Below are 18,178 nucleotides of genomic sequence, written 5' to 3'. Positions count from 1 at the left end.
CCATGCAAGCCTTTATTGTGACAAAAACCTTTATCGGCAAACTGGGCGAATCGCCCTATCCGTTTGTGGCCCCGAGTGACCTCGTGCAGGTCACCCCCTACGAAATCTATCTTGATACCCGTCAGGGCCAAAAACGCATCGCCGCCAGTGCCGAAAAAACCGGGGTCGAGTGCCGTGTGCTGGACCCCACTCAAAATCCGTCCTTTACACTGCCCATCACACTCAACGGGCACGAGGGCAGGCCCACACTGTTGCCGCTGGCCCCACAGATTGCCACCCAACTGCGTCAGCGCATCCGCCCCGGTCAACCGTTGCGCTTGGCGCTGTTCAATGCCCTGGGCACAGGGCTGGGCGATAACCTGGTCGGCGCCCAGGCGTTTCGGTTGGTATTACCCCTGCTGAAAGCGATCCACCCCCTGATCGAGGTGGACGTAATCCGCTCATGGACCGCCACCAAACCGGACTATGTGCTCAAGCACGAGCCCTGGGTGACGCGCATCCGCACCACACCCATCCGCCTGGACGAATGGCGTGAGTATGATGCCTGTTTTGATTTTTCCGGCTTTGTGTCGTTGCCGGGATTCAGGGGCGTGCCCTGGCCGGATTTTCACCTGCTGAACCTGGGAGTGTCACCGGAGCGGATCATACCTGAACTCAAGCAGGCATCCTGTGCCAACATCGATGCGGACGACTTTGCCCGTGGCAGCGCCACCGTGGTCGAGTCAAGGCCACACGGTATTGTGGCAGACACCTTTGTGCACGCCACCGCCTCAACGCCCCTGCGCTCCATACCCGAGCCCGCGCTGGTACGATTGTGCGAGGCACTCAAGCAACAGGGCCATCGTGTCGTCACCGATGATAAAACCGTTGCGACCGTCGCCCACTCAGTCAACTGTCCGCTGCTGTTCATACGCGACCGCAGCTTGAATGAACTCTACGGGGCACTGTCGGCGGTAGACAGCACCATCTGTTGCAACTCGTTTGTACTGCATGCGGCCAACGCCGTCGGCCAGCGCACGGTTGGGCTGTTCATGGGCCTTGGCTGGTATGATAACGGCATGCTGCCCTACCAGCCGCAGCTGACCGCGATCGACGTAGACCACGAACAGCGCTACGCACACCACTATAAACTCTCGGCCGATGCCCTGAACAACCCGGACGAAAAGGCCTACTTTGAAGGCTGCTGGTTGGCGGCGATTGAGCAGGTCATACACAGGCTTGTTGACCCCACCGACACGGAGGCACCCCATCATGCATAAACCCGCCTGGCCCGCCCGGCCCCTGATCCCCGTGGCCTGGGGTGAGGTGTTCGACAAGCTGTCGATCCTGGCGATCAAGCGCGAACGCATTCAAGACCCCACCAAACAACGCAACATCGCCCGCGAACAGGCGGCACTGGAAGAAATCGTGGGCGACACCGCCCGATACCCCGCCGAACTGAATGACCTCAGACAGGCCCTTAAAGCCGTCAATGACCAGCTATGGGACATCGAAAACGGCAAACGGGCACATGAAGCCCGGCAGTGCTTTGACGATGCATTCATCCAGCTGTCACGCAGCGTGTACCGGCTCAATGACCAGCGGGCACAGCTCAAACGCGAGATCGACACCCTGCTGGGCAGTGAGCTGACAGAAGAGAAGAGTCACCCGGACTACGCATCTGGTGATGCATCATGCGAGAGGGGTCTCGTATAGAGAGTATGTACGTGCGGTTGAGTGATGTTGACCTTATGATGTATCTCATGTCGATTCAATTAAGTGTTTAATACACTGGAAATGACCGTATCTTTGGTGATAATAAAATTCCGAATCGATGTACATGAAGTCAACACCTGCATGGTTACCCCCGGCCATGGTCATTAACAAGGAGTTACACTGATGGCGATTTATACCTCTAGCCGCACCTATTCATACCTGCGCGGCAGTAATGATGACGACTACCTCTACGGATACGGTGTGTACCTGATTGATGGGCACATCATCGAGGACGAGTCCCTGGCCGCGAGCCGTTCGGCAGACCGCCTTTATGGCGGCGCTGGCAACGACTGGCTCTATGGCGGCGGCGGTAACGACTACCTGCTCGGCGGTTTGGGCGATGATCACCTCTTTGGTGGTACCGGCAACGATATGCTGTATGGCGAAGCCGGTAATGACACGATTGATGGCGGTGACGGTAATGATATCGTGCAGGGTGGGGCGGGTGATGATCGTCTGATCGGCGGTGCAGGCTTTGATCGGCTCTACGGTGGCAGTGGTATTGACACCGCCGTGTATGCTGGCCCAGTCAGCGACTACAGTTTTGGCTGGTACGGCAGTGCGTTGAAAATATCCACAACCGGTAGCCAGGATACGCTATATCAGATTGAGCGGTTGGAAATCGACGGCGAAACCTACACAGTCGGTGGTGTCATTGCAGAGGATGACACCGCTGCAGGTGAAGAAAACAACCTGGCCATCGCCGTGGCGGACCTGCTGGCCAACGACGTAAACCTCAAATACAACACACAACTGTCGATCGTAACTGACGAAAACGGCTTGGTCGGCACCACCACCGAAGGGGTCAATGTTTACCTGAGCAACGGCGTCATCCGGTTTGCGGATGGCGAAACCGGCTACGACTATCTGGATGAAGGCGACACACTGGTCACCCAATTCGAGTACACGTTGGACAACGGCAGTGGCATCACCGACACGGCCAGTGTTGAATTGACCCTGACAGGCCGAAACGATGCGCCGGTGGCGGGTAATGTCAGTTTTATCGCCAATCTGCTGGTGAACGGTGAGTTTGACGAACAGCCGGATTTCAACAGCTGGTCCGTGAGTACGGCAACGACCGACTTGCCCAGCACGTACTTCAGCACGGCTGAAATTGACCGTACGGGCTTCTGGAATAGTGACTCGGCTGTTGCCGTGTTAAGTTTCGAGGGGTATCTGGCTGGCAACAATTATGGTGGCAATGCGTACGGGCCTTCCATCATGAGCAACACATTCACTGCGTCGGCGGGCGATACACTCAGTTTTACCTACGAGTTAAACTCCGGTGGTGATTATGCGCTTGGCTTTGGCTACATTCGTGACGCAGACACACATGAAATTGTAGAAACGGTATTTGAGTACAATACGGGCTTTTCAGGCAGTACCGGTATCCAGGAGTATGAGGTTGACCTTGCTCAGTCAGGTAACTTCGTTCTTGATTTTCGTGTGGGCTCCTACGATGCCACTCAAGGTGGTCTAGCAGGCTGTTGATTTTCTACCCCACAAAATGGGGCCTTGGTAGACTATCCGCATCAATAACCGACTGACACGACCCAATATGCGCGGCGAAGACATCATTCAGGAGTCATTGTTCACGACCGTCCATCTGGACACCTTCGTTCCCAGTGAACACCCATTACGACCGATTCGGCAACTGATCGATGAGGCCATGAAGCGGCTCAACTGGCTATTTGATCAGATCTACGCCGAAGGTGGCCGTCAGTCGATCCCGCCTGAGCGTCTGATTCGTGCACAGCTGTTGCAAGTCCTGTTCTCGATTCGCAGTGAACGGCAGCTGGTAGAACAGATCAGCTACAACCTGCTGTACCGCTGGTTCGTTGGGCTGACCATTGATGACCTGGTATGGCACCACTCAAGTTTCAGCACCAACCGGGATCGACTGCTGGAGCATGATGTCGTTACTCATCTGTTTGAAGAGGTGGTCAGTCTGGCACGGGAGCGCAGTCTGCTTTCAGACGAGCATTTCAGCGTCGATGGGACGCTGATCCAGGCCTGGGCATCACAGAAGAGCTTTCGCCGTAAGGACGGTACGGGCAATACAGATGACGATGGTCCTGCCGGACGCAATGCTGAACGCAACTTCAGGGGTGAGAAGCGCAGTAATGAGACCCACGCATCTACCACAGATCCAGAGGCTCGACTGGCCAAGAAGTCGCGGGGTAGTGAGTCACGCATGGCGTACATGGGGCACACGGTCATGGAAAATCGCAATGGCCTGATTGTGAAGGCGGCGGCCAGCCTCGCAACAGGTACGGCTGAACGCGATGTTGCAGCTGAACTGCTGGCCAGGCTGCAGGGCAGTCATCGCAAAACGGTGGGGGCTGACAAAAACTACGATACCCAGGGCTTTGTTTCGGCTTGTCGAAAGATGAAGATAACGCCCCATGTGGCACGAAATGAAAGCCGACCTGGGGGCTCCGCGATTGATGGGCGTACCAGTCGCCATGCGGGTTACACAATCAGCATGCGTCAACGAAAGCGGGTAGAAGAACCCTTTGGCTGGGGTAAAACCATTGGACCCATCCGGCAAGTGATGATGCGCGGTCGGGAGAAGGTTCACAGCCTGTTCCAGTTCACGATGATGGGTTGGAACCTGGTCCGCATGCGCAATCTACAGGGATAGTCCTCTTGAAGGCCCGGAATGGCTGCTGAGCACCGAATATATAGTCCAAAATGGCTAAAAACACGATTCAGCGGCGCCAAAATTGATCAAAAAACAAACATGGCTGTTGAAGTCTGTCAGATTTTCAACAGCCTGCTAGTGGGTGCGACGATGAAAATTGGTGAAGCCACAATTGCCAAAGAGAGTATTGATCAGCAAACCGAAGATGTCGTCACGACGTTTGATGCCTCTGCCATCATGGCCAACTCAACGGATGTCGATGCCGACGATACGCTGTCATTATTTTCAGTTGGGGCTACATCTGAACAGGGTGCATCGGTTTCAATCGGTGAAAATGGCGTCGAGTATGACCCAGCCTCAGCCACCAACATTCAGTCTTTGGCAGCGGGGGAGTCAATAATTGATCGTTTTCTGTTCACGGTCATCGACTCAGAGGGAGCAATCTCATCAGCGATCGCACATGTTGAAGTCTATGGGCTCAATGATGCCGCCGAGTTTTCAGGCGATCTCAGCGGTGAATTGGTAATAGCTGGGTTTATTGAAGGCCCTGAGCCTGTCGAACCAAACTGGCGTGTCACAGGTGATGCAGACAATACGGATATCGATAACGGCACCCCTCAGGACACGTTCCAGGTCGTAACCAACGGCACTACAGCCTACGGCTCTTATACCGTCACTGAAAATGGTGAATGGGAGTATATCTTTAACCCTGAGAGTGAAGTGCTTCCACCCCCTGAGAGCCCCTTCAATCCAGAAGGCCCTCCCTCATTACCGTCATGGTCTGACTCGTTTGACCTGGTCTCGTTTGACGGAACAGTACAGGAAGTTCAGATACAGATTATGCCGGATATGTGGCTGGTGTAATGCAGGTGATCTGCTAATGACAAAAGGGCGCACTTGCGCCCTTTTGTTGTCTTTCATCTATTTTTGTTTATAAGTGCTCAACCTCAAACAAAACCGGTATCGTCACAGGATGAGGTGCCGCAAAAGCCAACGTCCGCTTTGCGCTGAGGGATGTATACTCACCAGTATCGCCTGCGCGACCGCTCTGGGGTAAAAGTGCTGCCTGACTGGTCGGTGAACTGGCGTGCGAGAAGCGGCATTTAGGTCGCTTTTGCTGATGAACAACGAAAGGATGTCAATCCAGATGCAGCTGAGCTGGCAACACGAGTTTCATGGCCCCAACCCGTTCACGACGGAGCCGGTCGTTGTGGCCGTACTGGATCTGGAATCCGCACGCACGCCTTTAACATGGGCTGCGGCGGCCGAGTTCACCCGCCGGTTTACGGCATGGGTTGACGGAACAACATCTGAGTCTAACGGTCAGGCTGACGCCTGTGATTCAGTTGCGATATTGCAGGCGGTGATTCAGTGGTCGCTTGGTGTACTGAACGAGGTGCGCGGTGACCTGCAGGCCGGTGGTGTCCGGCGGGATCTGTCGGGCCGTCTGTGCTGCTGGCTTGGCTTTCATGAGCCTCAGCTGTCCCGTGCGGTGTTTGAACGGGGCCTTCGCACCTTAACTGCGGTTCAGAACGGTTCTCTGGATATGCAGGCATTGAATGCTCGATTGGCCGATATAGAGCAGGCATGTCGCCGGCATCACCCCGACTATCAGGCCCGTATACTTCGGGTGGCGGCACGGGCACAGAATAGCCCCGTGTTGCCTTTTGTGCCTGGCAGCCGGTTTTGGCAGTTCGGCTGGGGGGTACACAGCCGCGTGTTTTTCGAGTCTTTCTCGAATGATGATGCGGCACTGGGCAGCCGCTGGCAGAGCGATAAACCACTTTCCAAACAGATATTTCAGTCACTGGGCTTACCCACACCACGTTTCGAAAGAGTGAATGACACTGCCCAGCTGCACGTGGCGGCGCAGCGGATCGGTTACCCCTGTGTGGTTAAACCGGTTTCGTGTGGGGGTGGCAAGGGGGTTACGGCTGCCATCACCGATCAGGCGGGGCTTGAGGCTGCTTACAGCCACGCCCGGCGCCTCGCCCCCACCGGGCCTTTGATGATCGAGTCGCATCAACCCGGCGATGATTGCCGCTTGGTTTTGGTGTCGGGCCAGCTGGTTGCCGCGATCCGGCGCCGTCCTGCCTGCGTGACAGGGGATGGTCACTCAACGGTAACCGAGTTGGTGGATGAACTGAACCGGACCCGATCCGCCAACCTGGTTAAAAGCCGTTACCTGCGTCCCATTATGAAGGATCACTATTTGGTGGCGCATCTGGCTGCGCAGGGTATGACACTGGATACGTGCCTGCCAGCGGGCCAACGGCTGTCTCTGCGCAGCAATGCCAACCTGTCGACTGGCGGCAGTTGCGATGACTATACCGACCAGGTCCACCCCCAGCTCAAAGCTATGGCGGAACAGGTTGCCCAAACATTCGGCATTGCAACCGCCGGGCTGGACTACATCACGACGGATATCAGTGCGCCACCCGCCATGGGTGTCGGTGCCTTTATCGAAATCAACACAACGCCGGGACTGGATGCCTGTGTCGCGGCGGGCTGGAGTGAAAGCCGTATCGGTCACATGGTGTTGGGCGATATACCGCAGCGTATACCGGTAACGCTTCACGTCGTGATGGAAGACCGTCGGGAGGCTGCACTGGAGCAGCAGAAACATACGCCGCTTCCTGCCGGTCAGGCCATGGCCTGTGGTGAACAGCTGCGGGTCGGTGAAGCGCTGTTCACGTGTGAGCCTGCAGAACCCTGGCCGGCTGTCAGGGCTGCATTGCGCAACAAAAGCGTTACGTCGCTTCTGGTAATCTGCTCAGAGCAGGAGATTACGCGCCAGGGCCTGCCTGTGGATAAAGTGGATAAGGTTGAATATCTTGGATGCACACTTGCTCCTGAATGGATGCAGGTGCTTTCGGCAGTTAGCACGTCCGCTTAAGGCAGGCTCTTCACCTCAAACGCCACAATCGGCTTTTGCTTGATATGCGCAGACTAAACGGCACTGCAGTTGGGTTTAAACGATTCAATGACCGGCAGGCAATCCTCAGGCTCAGCCAGTATCACGACCCTGTCACCCGGCTGGCTCTCCTTTAGGGCATACTCAGTCGCCAGTGCCGGTGACTGGAATAGCCGGGTGTTGTTCATGTCGAAGCCATGTTCCTGCAGCAGGGCTTCCAGTGTCCCCATATAGTGCTGGACAGGCTGCTGATGCTGCTTCCAGTCCGGGCTTTTGAGGATGCGTGCGTGGTCGCCTGCGAAATAAATATCGTCGAAGGTCTCACGCAGGGCCGGCAGGCACTGCTCTATATGCCTTAGGTGCCGACTGCCCAGTGTGCAGCATATGAGCCGCTTGCGTCCGGATACCAACAGATGCTCCCTGGCATAGTCGCACAATGTCAGTATGCCCGCCGGGTTGTGGCCATAATCAAGCACCAGTTCGAACGGGAACCCGGACATACGCTGAAACCGGCTGGGGTTTTCAGTGGGGTCCTGCCCGAACAGCGCCAGGCCCCTTCTGATGCTCTGCTGGTCGATACCCTGTGCAACAGCTATTGCGGTGGCAGCCAGGGCATTGGCTACATTACAGCCGATGAGGCCGTGCTGGGTGCAGGCGATATCGGCCACCGTCATCAGTGTCGTCATGCTGCCGCCCTGGGCAATCATCAGCTGGCGCCCGGCCGGTGTTTCGTCGACATAGACAGCATCGCCACCCGCTGCAATATGGGCCTGCAGTGCCGCGTTGGTGTTGGGGTTACACGAAAACAGCCACAGCCTCACCGGCTCTTGTATCCGGCATCGCTGGGCCAGGGCATGTGGGTCGTCTGCGTTGATGACAGCGGCCCCGTGCACGCGCTCCAGTACAGAACCTTTGAGACGGGCCATCTGCTCCAGGCTGTCTATGCCAAACTCGCCCAGATGATCGTCCTGTACATTCAGCAATGCTGCCACGTCATACCGGTCGCAGGGGTGCCCAAACCGGATCAGCCCCTTGCGTGGCAGTTCGATGATGGCGGCTTCACTGGCCGGGTCTTCCAGAACCAGCCGTGCGCCCGGGTAACCGGACAGGTTTTGGCGGCTGATCAGGGTATTGCCGATTTTCACATGTTGGGTGGTGCAGACACCGGCGGTGCGGCCGCTTTCGGTCCAGATCCGGTGCAGCAGATTGGCGGTGGTCGATTTGCCGTTGGTACCGGTAATCGCGGCGGTCGGGATGCGACAGTTGCTTTGGCCGATAATCAGGTCCAGAACCCGGCCGTTAATATCTTGCTCCGGTGTGGCCAGCCAGTGGGGCCGGAAGCCCGGTTGGGCATTTACCTCACAAATAACGCCGCCGGTGTCGATCCAGGGGGCAGTGATATCGGTGGTGATAAAGTCGATTCCGGCGATATCCAGGCCCAGAATTCTGGCAGCACGAATCGCCAGCGCCCGGTTTGCCGGGTGGATGATGTCGGTTACATCCACGGCATCGCCGCCGGTGCTGATATTGGCGGTTCTGCGCAGGAGTACGGCAGTGCCGGCGGGCGGTATGGAGGTGCGCTGCCAGCCCTGCTGTGCCAGGCAACTGAGTGCTTCATCATCAAGCTGTAGTCGCTTCATCAGGCTGCGGCTGTTGGTGCCGCGTCTCAGGTCTCGATTAGCCTGCCCGATGAGCTGTTGAATATTACGATGGCCGTCACCTCGCACCTGGGCGGGTCGGCGTTCAGTCGCCGCTACCAGGGTGCCATGCACTACAAGCAAACGGTAATCCTGCCCTGCGATATGTTTTTGCAGTATCAGGCGGGCGTCGGTAATCGTGCAGACAGTGTCGAATGCTTGCGTGAGCGTGTGCGCGTCTTGGATGTTGGGCATGACACCAATGCCCTGTTCAGTTGTGGCGGGTTTCAGCACCACTGGCCAGCCCAGGTGATTGGCCTGCTCTGCAAGCGTTGCCCGGGAGTTGACGGTCAGTGTCGGTGGAAAGGGAAGTAAGGCACGCTCCAATATGCGATAGGTTGTGAGCTTGTCACGGGCGTTACGTGCCCCCAGAGCGGATGTTCGACCAGTGAAGCTGCTTTCGAAGCGGTGTTGCAGGTGTCCCCAGCCCAATAGTAGCTCTCGGTCACGGGTGGTGATCGGTATCTGTCGCACACGTGCCGCATCGGCAAAGGCCAGGGTATTAGGGGCGAGGCCTTTGTCCCGGTGGTGTGCCAGCCATTTCAGGTAGCGGGGGTTGTGTTGACCCGCATCGGGTACTGCTTTGCCATCGCATAGCTGCAACATAAGCTTCAGCACCCACTGGAGCCCCTCGCGCAACGTGTCCTTGCGCCACCAGGGAATAGCGATCCTAATATGTATGGATGTGTTATCCGGGCTTGGGGTGTTCTCAAGGACTTTACCACCGGCAACCGGCTCACGCAGTTCGCGCAGCAGCCTGACGGTCAGGGTAACCACCCATTGTGCGAAGTCTTGCGTCTCAGGCAGCGGTGCCTGTTTTTGCCAAAAAGGATATTCGAGCTGCCAGGCGCTGCCGGGGCAAAGAGCGCGCAGTGCGGCCTGAATTCTGTTCAAATGCAGTGCTTGCCATTGCGGCGGCAGGTATACAGGTATTTCCAGCTCCACATGGGCCGTGCGGTTATCAAGGTCAGATTGGCAACCAGCGAACAGAGCAAGTCGGGTGATTTTTATTGTGGACAACGGTACTGGCTCCAGACGGTTCAAGGCAGTAGCCCTGAGGCACAGGCGGTGATATTAACTCACCAAATGCATCCAATGGGTGGGGTTTTCAATATAGTAGAGGCGTGGGCCGAATCTGCAAAGGTCTGGATGCCGGTATGGCGGCGTGTACACCCTGTGCATTATTCTATAGGTTACAGTATGCGACAGGTTGATCTGTAATCAGACAGGGGTACAGGGTGAACGGCGACCAAACCATTGATCAAGCCAAACAGGCTCACGTTATTAACGTTCGGCTGGCTAACACCGCCCGAGCCTTGTTGTATCAATATGTGGAGCCAGAAGACAAGGTTTCTGTTGGCCTGGTGTCGCCCCAGTCACTGACCGTTGAGGGTAACGACCATGCCCGCCGGTTGGTGTTTTCTGTCGAGTGCTATGTGTACCCGCAACAAGGCAGGGCGTTACGCATACAGGGTGAATTGACCAGCGATGGCTGGGTGCCGCGAGGGCCGCTGCCACCGGTCGGACGTATGTGTGCTGAACTTGTCCCGACCCATAACGATGATTCAGAGGCCGAGCTTGCGTATATATTTACGCTTTTGAAGGCCCCAGAGACTGTAGATATCCGGTTGCCGTGGAAACGTTTTTTGACACCGGGTGATCCAGACCAGCCACCGGTATCTGACGCAACCGATACATTTGAGACGGCCTTGCAGCAGTCGCTGGGGCGCTGGCTGGCGACCCGGTTTAGGGCTGATACACCCGAAGCGGCAGTGAAGTTGGCGTGCGAGGGCAGTTTGGGCCAGTTTGGTCCGGTTGAATCCAGAGTGTTACCTCGCACAGGGCAGGCTGACCTGGCTGTCGATGTCACGCTGTTAAGCAAAGTGAGTGGGCAATCAGAACAGGACAACGGCAGTGGCATGCCGGCTCTGAGTCTTGCGCTGTATGGTGAGCGGTTTGGGTACTGGTTGTTGCATCGGCACCTTGAGCAACCTTTGAAATCGGCAGGCAAAGAGGCGGGCTCAGTGCCAGTGCGTGTCACCGATCAGGTCATCATCGCCGACAGTACTGAAAGCCTGATAGAGCAAGCGGGCTTGACAGACCCAGAAAAGCGCGTGTTTCAGCTGGCAGGTATTTTGCCGCCTGCAACCTTGTGGCCGGCTTCCGGCAGCTCGCATGACGAATCGCTGGCGCAGAGAGATGTGGATGGTGCGGAGTGCGCTATTTCAACGGCAATCAGTCTTGCAACTGTACCTGATCGGCCGCGCCGACACTTTCAGTCAATTGTGACTATGGTTCAGAAAGGAACGCTCGACCCTACGGATGTTGATTTGCTGTGGCGTACGGCGCGTCAATTGGCACGGGCAAAACGATAGCCTCGTCATTTATAATCGTCATAATTCCATCATTCGATTGTCAACTCTGTAGTGAACCATGACCCTTTACATCACGAATCCAGTGAAGGGGTTTTTATGGCCAATTACACTCTGCAAATCCTGCATGCGTCCGATATGGAAGGTGGCGGCGGTGATCTGCTGAATGCACCTGCGTTCGTTTCAATTGTTGATCATCTTGAAGACCAATCTGCCAACTCGCTGTTCCTCTCCAGTGGTGACCTGGTTTTGCCGGGGCCGTTTATGGCGGCTGCCGGGGACTCGCTGCTGCGCAGTGCGATCCAGCGTGCCAACGAAGAGTGGTTGGGGCTGGCCCCCGGTACACTGAGTGATCTGCGTGAGGGGGCAGGGCGGGTCGATCTGACCTTGGCAAACCTGTTGGGTGCCGATGCCATTACCCTGGGCAATCATGAGTTTGACCAAGGCACCAACGCACTGGCTGATCTGCTCCGGGCTGACATTCGAGGTGATGACCTTGGTAGCGTTCGTTGGCTGGGCAGCCAATTCCCCTATTTGAGTGCCAACCTGGACTTTTCGGCAGACAGCGCGCTGGCGGGCCAATACACCGATGAGATCCTGCAGAACACGGATTTCGCAATGGACTTGGAGTCGCTGACATTTGCGGCAGGCAGTGCACGAATCGCCCCGGCCACCATTGTTGAAGAAGGTGGCGAGCGTATCGGTATCATCGGTGCGACCACCCAGATACTGGAAAGCATTTCCAGCACCGGCGGCGTTGATGTTGTTGGCACCGACAGCAATGATATGGCTCTGCTGGCGCAACAGCTACAAGTGTATATTGATGCCCTTGAGGCACAGGGTGTTAACAAGATCATCCTCATGACTCACCTGCAGCAGATACAGCTGGAAGAGCAGCTGGTGGGCCTGCTTGATGGGGTGGACATCGTCATGGCGGGCGGCTCCAATGCGCTCTTGCTGGATGATGGAGATGCCCTGTATCCCGGCTCGGGGGCAACAGCTTACGATGCCTACCCGATCCTGACCCAGGACGCCGCCGGTAATGATGTGGTACTGATTAACACGGATGGCGGCTGGCGCTATGTAGGTCAGTTGCAGGTTGAGTTTGACGATCAGGGGCGTATCGTCACCGAATCGATAACAGATGCCAATTCAACGGTATACACCGCGACTGATGAGACCGCCAGTGCACTTTGGGGTAGCCTGGATGCGGCCTATGCTGAGGGCTCCAAGGGGGCGATTGCTCAGGCTCTTGTGGGGTCTGTGGCTGATCTGGTCTCGGCAAAGGATGGCATCATCTACGGCAAGACAGACGTCTACCTGCAAGGTGAACGTGCCTTTGTGCGCACCGAAGAGACAAACCTGGGCAACCTCACCGCTGACGCGAATCTGTGGTACGCCCGTCAGGTCGATGAGACGGTGACAGTATCGATCAAAAATGGTGGCGGTATCCGTGAGCCGATCGGAACAACCTTTGCGGTTGGCTCTGAAGGGGAATACGAACTGCTGCCGCCGCAGGCCAATGATGTTGCGGGTAAGGCCGAGGGAGAAATATCCCAGCTGGATATCGAGTCGTCTCTGCGTTTCAATAACGCGCTTTCCATTCTCACTCTCACCCGTGGCCAGCTCGTAGAGGTGCTGGAGCATGCAGTTGCGGCATCGGCGGAAGGAGCCACACCGGGCCAGTTTGCTCAGGTGTCGGGCGTGAATTTCAGCTTTGACTGGAGTCAGCCTGCAGGTGCCCGCATTGTCAGTGCGGCCATTACCGATGAAGCCGGTGTAGTACTGGATCGGCTTGTGGAAAATGGCCGCTTCATTGGCGATACCGACGCGCATGTGCGTGTTGTGACCCTCAGCTTCTTGGCTGACGGTGGCGACGCCTACCCATTCGCCCGTTTCCTGGCCGAAAATGGAACCGTCGATGAGCGTATCGACCTTAGCGAAGCAGGGCTTGAAGAGGGAACGGCTACCGCCGTCGCACCGGGTACGGAACAGGATGCGTTCGCAGAGTACCTGCAGGCCCAATATGCTGAAAACGCTTACGGTGCAGCTGACACAGCCAAGGGTGATGACACTCGCATTCAGAACCTGGCCTACCGTGAAGACAGTGTGCTGTCATCTATGAAGAGCACGTGGGAAGAGGCGCTGGATGCTCAGATTCTGAAAGCCACGTTGGCCGCCACGTTTGACTCGGGTGTGGGTGAGGCCGGGTCAGAAGTCGTGACGGTTGCAGACGGCAAGCTGTATTCAACCAACGGTGCGCTCGGTCGAATCGATATCTATGATGCGGCCAGTGGCGAACACCTGAATGCACTTGATTTGACGGGCATTGAAGGTTTCGATGGTGTCACCTCGGTGGCGGTAGCCAACGGTATCGTTGCAGCGGCCATTGACAGTGCCGGTGGTGCTAACGGCACCATTGCGCTGTTCTCGGCGGCAACTGGAGAATTGCTCAATACTCTGAATGCAGGCGGGGTTCTGCCTGACATGATCACGTTCACGGCCGACGGTCAAAAGCTGCTGGTTGCGATTGAAGGTGAGCCGGTGTCGGCCGAATTTGACCCGGCTGGTGGGGTTAGCCTGATCGATTTCTCTGCAGGTGTAGAAAACGCTTCAGTTCAGTTTGTGGGTTTTGAAGCCTTTGATGGACAGGAAGATGCATTGCGCGAGCAAGGTGTACGCCTGTTCCCTGGCAAGGCCCCATCAGTCGACTTTGAGCCGGAATACATTGCACTCAGCCCTGATGGCATGCAGGCGTTTGTTACACTGCAAGAAGCCAACACGGTGGCTGTGCTGGACCTGGCCAGTGCAACGTTTACGGATCTGTTACCGCTGGGTACAACCGACCATAGCCTGACCGGTAATGGGCTGGATGCCTCTGATCGTGACAATGCCATCAATATCCAGAACTGGCCGGTGTTTGGCCTGCGGATGCCGGATGCAATTGCCAGCGCCGAAATTGACGGCATTACGTATTTCGCCACGGCTAACGAAGGTGATGCCCGTGACGTAGATGTCCGTATCAAAAACCTGACGCTGGATGCCACTGCATTTCCCGATGCGGCTGAGCTTCAGGCCGATAGCCAACTGGGACGGCTGCAGGTGTCGGGTATCGACGGTGACATCGACGGTGATGGGGACTATGACCAGCTATTTGCCTACGGCTCTCGCTCCTTCACACTGTACGACGCCGAAGGTAATGAAGTGTTCGACAGTGGTGATCAGTTCGAACGGATTCTTGCCGAGATTCGACCCGAGCGGTTCAATCACGACGAGGGCGAGTTGGAAGGCCGCTCTGACAATAAAGGGCCAGAGCCGGAAGCGATCGCACTTGGAACAATTGGCGAAGACACCTACGCCTTTATTGGGCTGGAGCGCGACAACGGCATAATGGTCTACAACATCAGTAAGCCGGCTCAGTCGGAGTTTATCGGTTATATTGATGCTGAAGCCTGGGGGCATGTGTCACCAGAGGTGATCACGTTCATTCCTGCCAGTGACTCCGCCACCGGCAAACCGCAGCTGGCAGTGGCGTTTGAAGGGTCCGGTACTGCTGCGTTGATTGATCTTGATCAGCTGGGCAGCGCCGACCACCGCCTGGTATTCGGTACCGATACCGAGGTTGCGCTTGTGGAAAGTGTCTATCGCGGATTGCTGGGGCGCGAAAGTGAAGCGGCCGGTGCGGGCTACTGGGTTGAACAGATGGAGCAGGGCATGAGCGAACAGCATATGATCGCCAGTGTGATGGCCAGTGCTGAGTTCAACGCCCGTGGGCTTGGCAGCGATGCTCAATTCATTGAGGCGCTGTACACCGATCTGTTGGGGCGCGAGTATGATCAAGGCGGACTGGACTACTGGGGCAGTTTGTTGAATGGCAACGCACAGCGCCAGGATGTGGTGCTGGGCTTCTTCGTGAGTGAAGAGCATCAGCTCAACCTGCTCGGTATTATGGCAGAGGGGGTTGATTACCTGGTCGGGTAACGGTTCTGCTCCATCAGGCAGGTGGCGACCCTGGGGGCGTCACCTGCCATCTCGCTATGCAGTGGCACACAGCGGTGCCTGAGTGGTCTGTTTCAGCGCTATCAGAAGGGTTCGAACGTAATGCCATTGGCGATCAGTTCGATCACATTGGCCTGGTTTTCGGGCGACTCGGAAAACCCCACCATGACGACGTTCCAGGTAAAAACAGGGTTGTTGTTGATCTGGTCGATCCACCAGGCGTAGCCCTCCGGCTCAGGGTCGCGGCCCAGTACGTTATTATATAACTCGGTAATAAACTGGCCGTTGTCGGGCCGTCCATAGAGTGAAAAAAACTCCGGCGAAGCGATAAACAAAGAAGCGGCATCCTGAATCGTCATTCCGTTTTCAAGATGGGCAATCCAAAACCCCATACCACCTAAGTCGGGCTCACGATCAAATGCTGCCTGATACAACCGGTAGGCCTGTCCCGGGATACCTTCAAAGTCAAACGCGATCGCCAGATCATTGAAGTAGAGGCGTTCTATGTTTTCAACATAATCCATACCGTCGCGTCCGAGTACGCTGTCCTCGATGATCAGCCCCGCTTCACTGCCGACCACCGGGTTGTCGGTATAGCGCCCAAACGCCGTGCCGTCCTGGGTGATGCGGTAGTCTGACAGGTTGCCTTGATAGCGGGCAATATCGAACCCTGCACCACCATCAAGATAGTCCTGGCCATCACCTCCCTGCAGAATGTCGTCACCGGCATAACCGAGCAGGATGTCATCTTGAGCGCTGCCGATAAAGGTGTCATCTGCACTCAGTAATGTCATCCATTCAGTCAGCAAAATGTCCTGAATGGTCCGGTTGACGTCATCAAACAGAATGCGGTCATACCCGGTCAGGTTGTTGATGTAATCCAACTCAATAAAGTGATCAACCGTTCCGGCCAGAGAGAACCAGTCCTGGTTGTCGTTGGCTGTAAACTCACCGTAAAAAACATAGTAAAAATCGCGTCCGCCCTTGTTGGTCACAACGACGCGATTAGGACTGATATCCCAGGCTTTGGCCTCAAAATAGGCAGGGCGCTCATCGCTGTCACCAAACAGCAGGTAACCGTCTGCGGTGTTGAGGCGTCGCTCGTCTGTGCTGAAATTGGTCGTTATATTCATGCAGTGGGGCTCGCGATCAGTTGATTCAGGGCCACTAACAGGCGTTGTGTGCTGGCATCCATGCTATGCCGTTGCCGCCCAACAACATGTGCCTGTTCACACAGGGTTGTATACCAGGCAGCGTCATCGAAATGGCGGGCAATTAAATCACATATTTTGTTCAGCGTGTTTTGGTCAGGCAGTTTATTATAGGGCGCCTGATGCAGGGTGCTGGGCAGGCGTAACAGGTGCCCCGAGCCACCCAATAGATCAGGCAGGCCACCATTGTCAGTTGCAATAACAGGGATACCGTTCAAGAGGGCTTCGCCGACAACGCGTGCACCGCTCTCATACCAGAGGCTGGGCGTCAGCAGCAGCCGTGCTCGGCCATAGACTGGGCGCATATCACGTGTGCTCGGGGTGACAATCACGTTACTCAGCTGGCTGCGGGGCTCATTGAGTTGTGCGGTCAGTGCCTGCACAATTTGGTTCCAGTTACCTCTGGATTCGACGACTTCAAACTGAATATCGGGCCTTGATTTTTCGAGCGCCATTGCCAGGGCAGCAACCAAAAATGCGCCTTTCTCGGGGCTTGGGTTGATGAACAGAACCCGTTCCCGACTGTGGGACTTGGCTACAAACTGCTCAGGGGGAATAAAAGTTCCGACAGCTGTACACGTTAATCCCGAACGTTCTGAATACAGGTCAGCCGTAGCTTGAGTGTCAGTAATAATCAGGTCTACATCGCGGCACCAGCGTGTGCCATGGTAGTTGCCATTGACCAGGTAGGCTGCCGTGGCGATATTGCGTGATCGTGCTTCGTCAGGGATTAGAAAATCGATAGGGTGGCCGCCAAAATACCAGACAATATCGGGTTGAAAGGTATCCAGTGCCGACGTATACAGATGATGCCATTGTGCCATCTCATGGAAGGTGGTGTCCTTGCGTTGAGTGCCGCCCGTGACCAGCAGCTGGTGCTGCAAAGGGCCATCAACCAGCTTGACTGTCTTGCCCCGGTTTTTTTTCACCTCCGCCCACGCGCTTCCCAGACCGGCTACACCTTGCGGCGCATCAAACTGCGTGGTGCCCAGGATTTGAATCTCATAGCCACGGGCCTGCAGGCACAACAGCATCTGACGCGCGCTCATGGCTGCTCCGCTTGTCGTATCAAGCAGGCACGCGTGATTGGCCCATAGCAGGCGGGGTTTTTCAGCAGGCGTTTGAGGTTCGCTCATTGATCAAGTCCTTTGACACCAGGTCCGATTGAACAGTGTTTTGGGTCGTGGTATTGCCGTCAAACAAGAGTGTATCCAATGTTCTGAGGTGAGCCAAAGGGAGATTCAGTGTGTGCGACTGGAATTTCAGTCAGCACCACATTCACACAACGTTCATCAAAACCTGTTGTGATCTGGGGCAACGTTTGTTTGATACGTTGGTAGCTAAGCTGCTTGAAACGACTGTTTTTTTACTTGATTAGACCTCAAAAATTATTCAAGATGGGGTCACCTGTCGGATTAGGTAGTACCGAATAATAAAAACATTGAGGGCCCGAGCCCTGTGATCATTGTCACTTGAAGGAGCAAGTAGTTGACAGCGACACCCCTGGTGCCAGCTGCTCTTGAGTTTTTCAAGAGCCCTGGCTGTCTTGGTTTTTCAAAAAAAGAGCGGCTAACTCATCCGCTCAA

11 protein-coding genes are annotated in these 18,178 nt (G+C 55.9%); 8 read left to right on the top strand and 3 right to left on the bottom strand.

All coding sequences use genetic code 11. The annotated features are described in order from the left end of the window. The first annotated feature begins 2 nt into the window (after window positions 1-2). The 6 genes from CFI10_RS16985 to CFI10_RS16960 all read left to right on the top strand — a co-directional run bounded on the left by CFI10_RS16985 (window position 3) and on the right by CFI10_RS16960 (window position 7,295). Window positions 3-1,259, top strand: coding sequence for a glycosyltransferase family 9 protein (locus tag CFI10_RS16985; protein ID WP_206836783.1), 1,257 nt, complete (start codon window positions 3-5; stop codon window positions 1,257-1,259). Beyond that, window positions 1,252-1,695, top strand: coding sequence for a hypothetical protein (locus CFI10_RS16980; protein ID WP_206836780.1), 444 nt, complete (start codon window positions 1,252-1,254; stop codon window positions 1,693-1,695). The genes CFI10_RS16985 and CFI10_RS16980 overlap by 8 nt, the downstream gene beginning before the upstream one ends. A gap of 183 nt (window positions 1,696-1,878) precedes the next feature. Then, window positions 1,879-3,246 carry a hypothetical protein gene (locus tag CFI10_RS16975; protein ID WP_206836777.1) on the top strand — a complete coding sequence of 456 codons (1,368 nt, stop codon included), beginning with the start codon at window positions 1,879-1,881 and terminating at the stop codon, window positions 3,244-3,246. Window positions 3,247-3,313: 67 nt separating this feature from the next. Beyond that, window positions 3,314-4,399, top strand: coding sequence for an IS5 family transposase (locus CFI10_RS16970; RefSeq protein WP_206834486.1), 1,086 nt, complete (start codon window positions 3,314-3,316; stop codon window positions 4,397-4,399). A gap of 18 nt (window positions 4,400-4,417) precedes the next feature. Further along, complete coding sequence (locus tag CFI10_RS16965; protein WP_206836774.1) at window positions 4,418-5,263, top strand: VCBS domain-containing protein; 846 nt, start codon at window positions 4,418-4,420, stop codon at window positions 5,261-5,263. Between the two features lie 271 nt (window positions 5,264-5,534). Then, window positions 5,535-7,295, top strand: coding sequence for an ATP-grasp domain-containing protein (locus CFI10_RS16960; RefSeq protein ID WP_206836769.1), 1,761 nt, complete (start codon window positions 5,535-5,537; stop codon window positions 7,293-7,295). 53 nt (window positions 7,296-7,348) lie between these two features. Here CFI10_RS16960 and CFI10_RS16955 read toward each other — a convergent pair whose 3' ends face one another. Then, entirely contained in the window at window positions 7,349-10,030 is a 2,682-nt protein-coding gene (locus CFI10_RS16955) for a Mur ligase family protein (protein ID WP_206836764.1), read from the bottom strand. 218 nt (window positions 10,031-10,248) lie between these two features. Here CFI10_RS16955 and CFI10_RS16950 point away from each other — a divergent pair, with 218 nt between their 5' ends. Both CFI10_RS16950 and CFI10_RS16945 read left to right on the top strand, forming a co-directional pair. Beyond that, window positions 10,249-11,385, top strand: coding sequence for a hypothetical protein (locus CFI10_RS16950; RefSeq protein ID WP_206836762.1), 1,137 nt, complete (start codon window positions 10,249-10,251; stop codon window positions 11,383-11,385). A gap of 96 nt (window positions 11,386-11,481) precedes the next feature. Beyond that, window positions 11,482-15,363, top strand: a complete 3,882-nt coding sequence (locus CFI10_RS16945) for a choice-of-anchor I family protein (RefSeq protein ID WP_206836757.1) — start codon at window positions 11,482-11,484, stop codon at window positions 15,361-15,363. Window positions 15,364-15,464: 101 nt separating this feature from the next. On the opposite strand, the gene CFI10_RS16940 is transcribed toward CFI10_RS16945, so the two are convergent. Then, window positions 15,465-16,514 (bottom strand): DUF4214 domain-containing protein, encoded by a 1,050-nt coding sequence (locus tag CFI10_RS16940; RefSeq protein WP_206836754.1) that lies wholly within the window; start codon window positions 16,512-16,514, stop codon window positions 15,465-15,467. Beyond that, window positions 16,511-17,728, bottom strand: coding sequence for a glycosyltransferase (locus CFI10_RS16935; protein ID WP_206836751.1), 1,218 nt, complete (start codon window positions 17,726-17,728; stop codon window positions 16,511-16,513). Before CFI10_RS16935 ends, CFI10_RS16940 begins: the two co-directional genes overlap by 4 nt. Window positions 17,729-18,178 lie beyond the last annotated feature (450 nt).

The sequence above is a fragment of the Marinobacterium iners genome, assembly GCF_017310015.1.
Taxonomy (GTDB): Bacteria; Pseudomonadota; Gammaproteobacteria; order Pseudomonadales; family Balneatricaceae; genus Marinobacterium; species Marinobacterium iners.
This window is presented reverse-complemented; position numbering and strand designations above follow the sequence as displayed.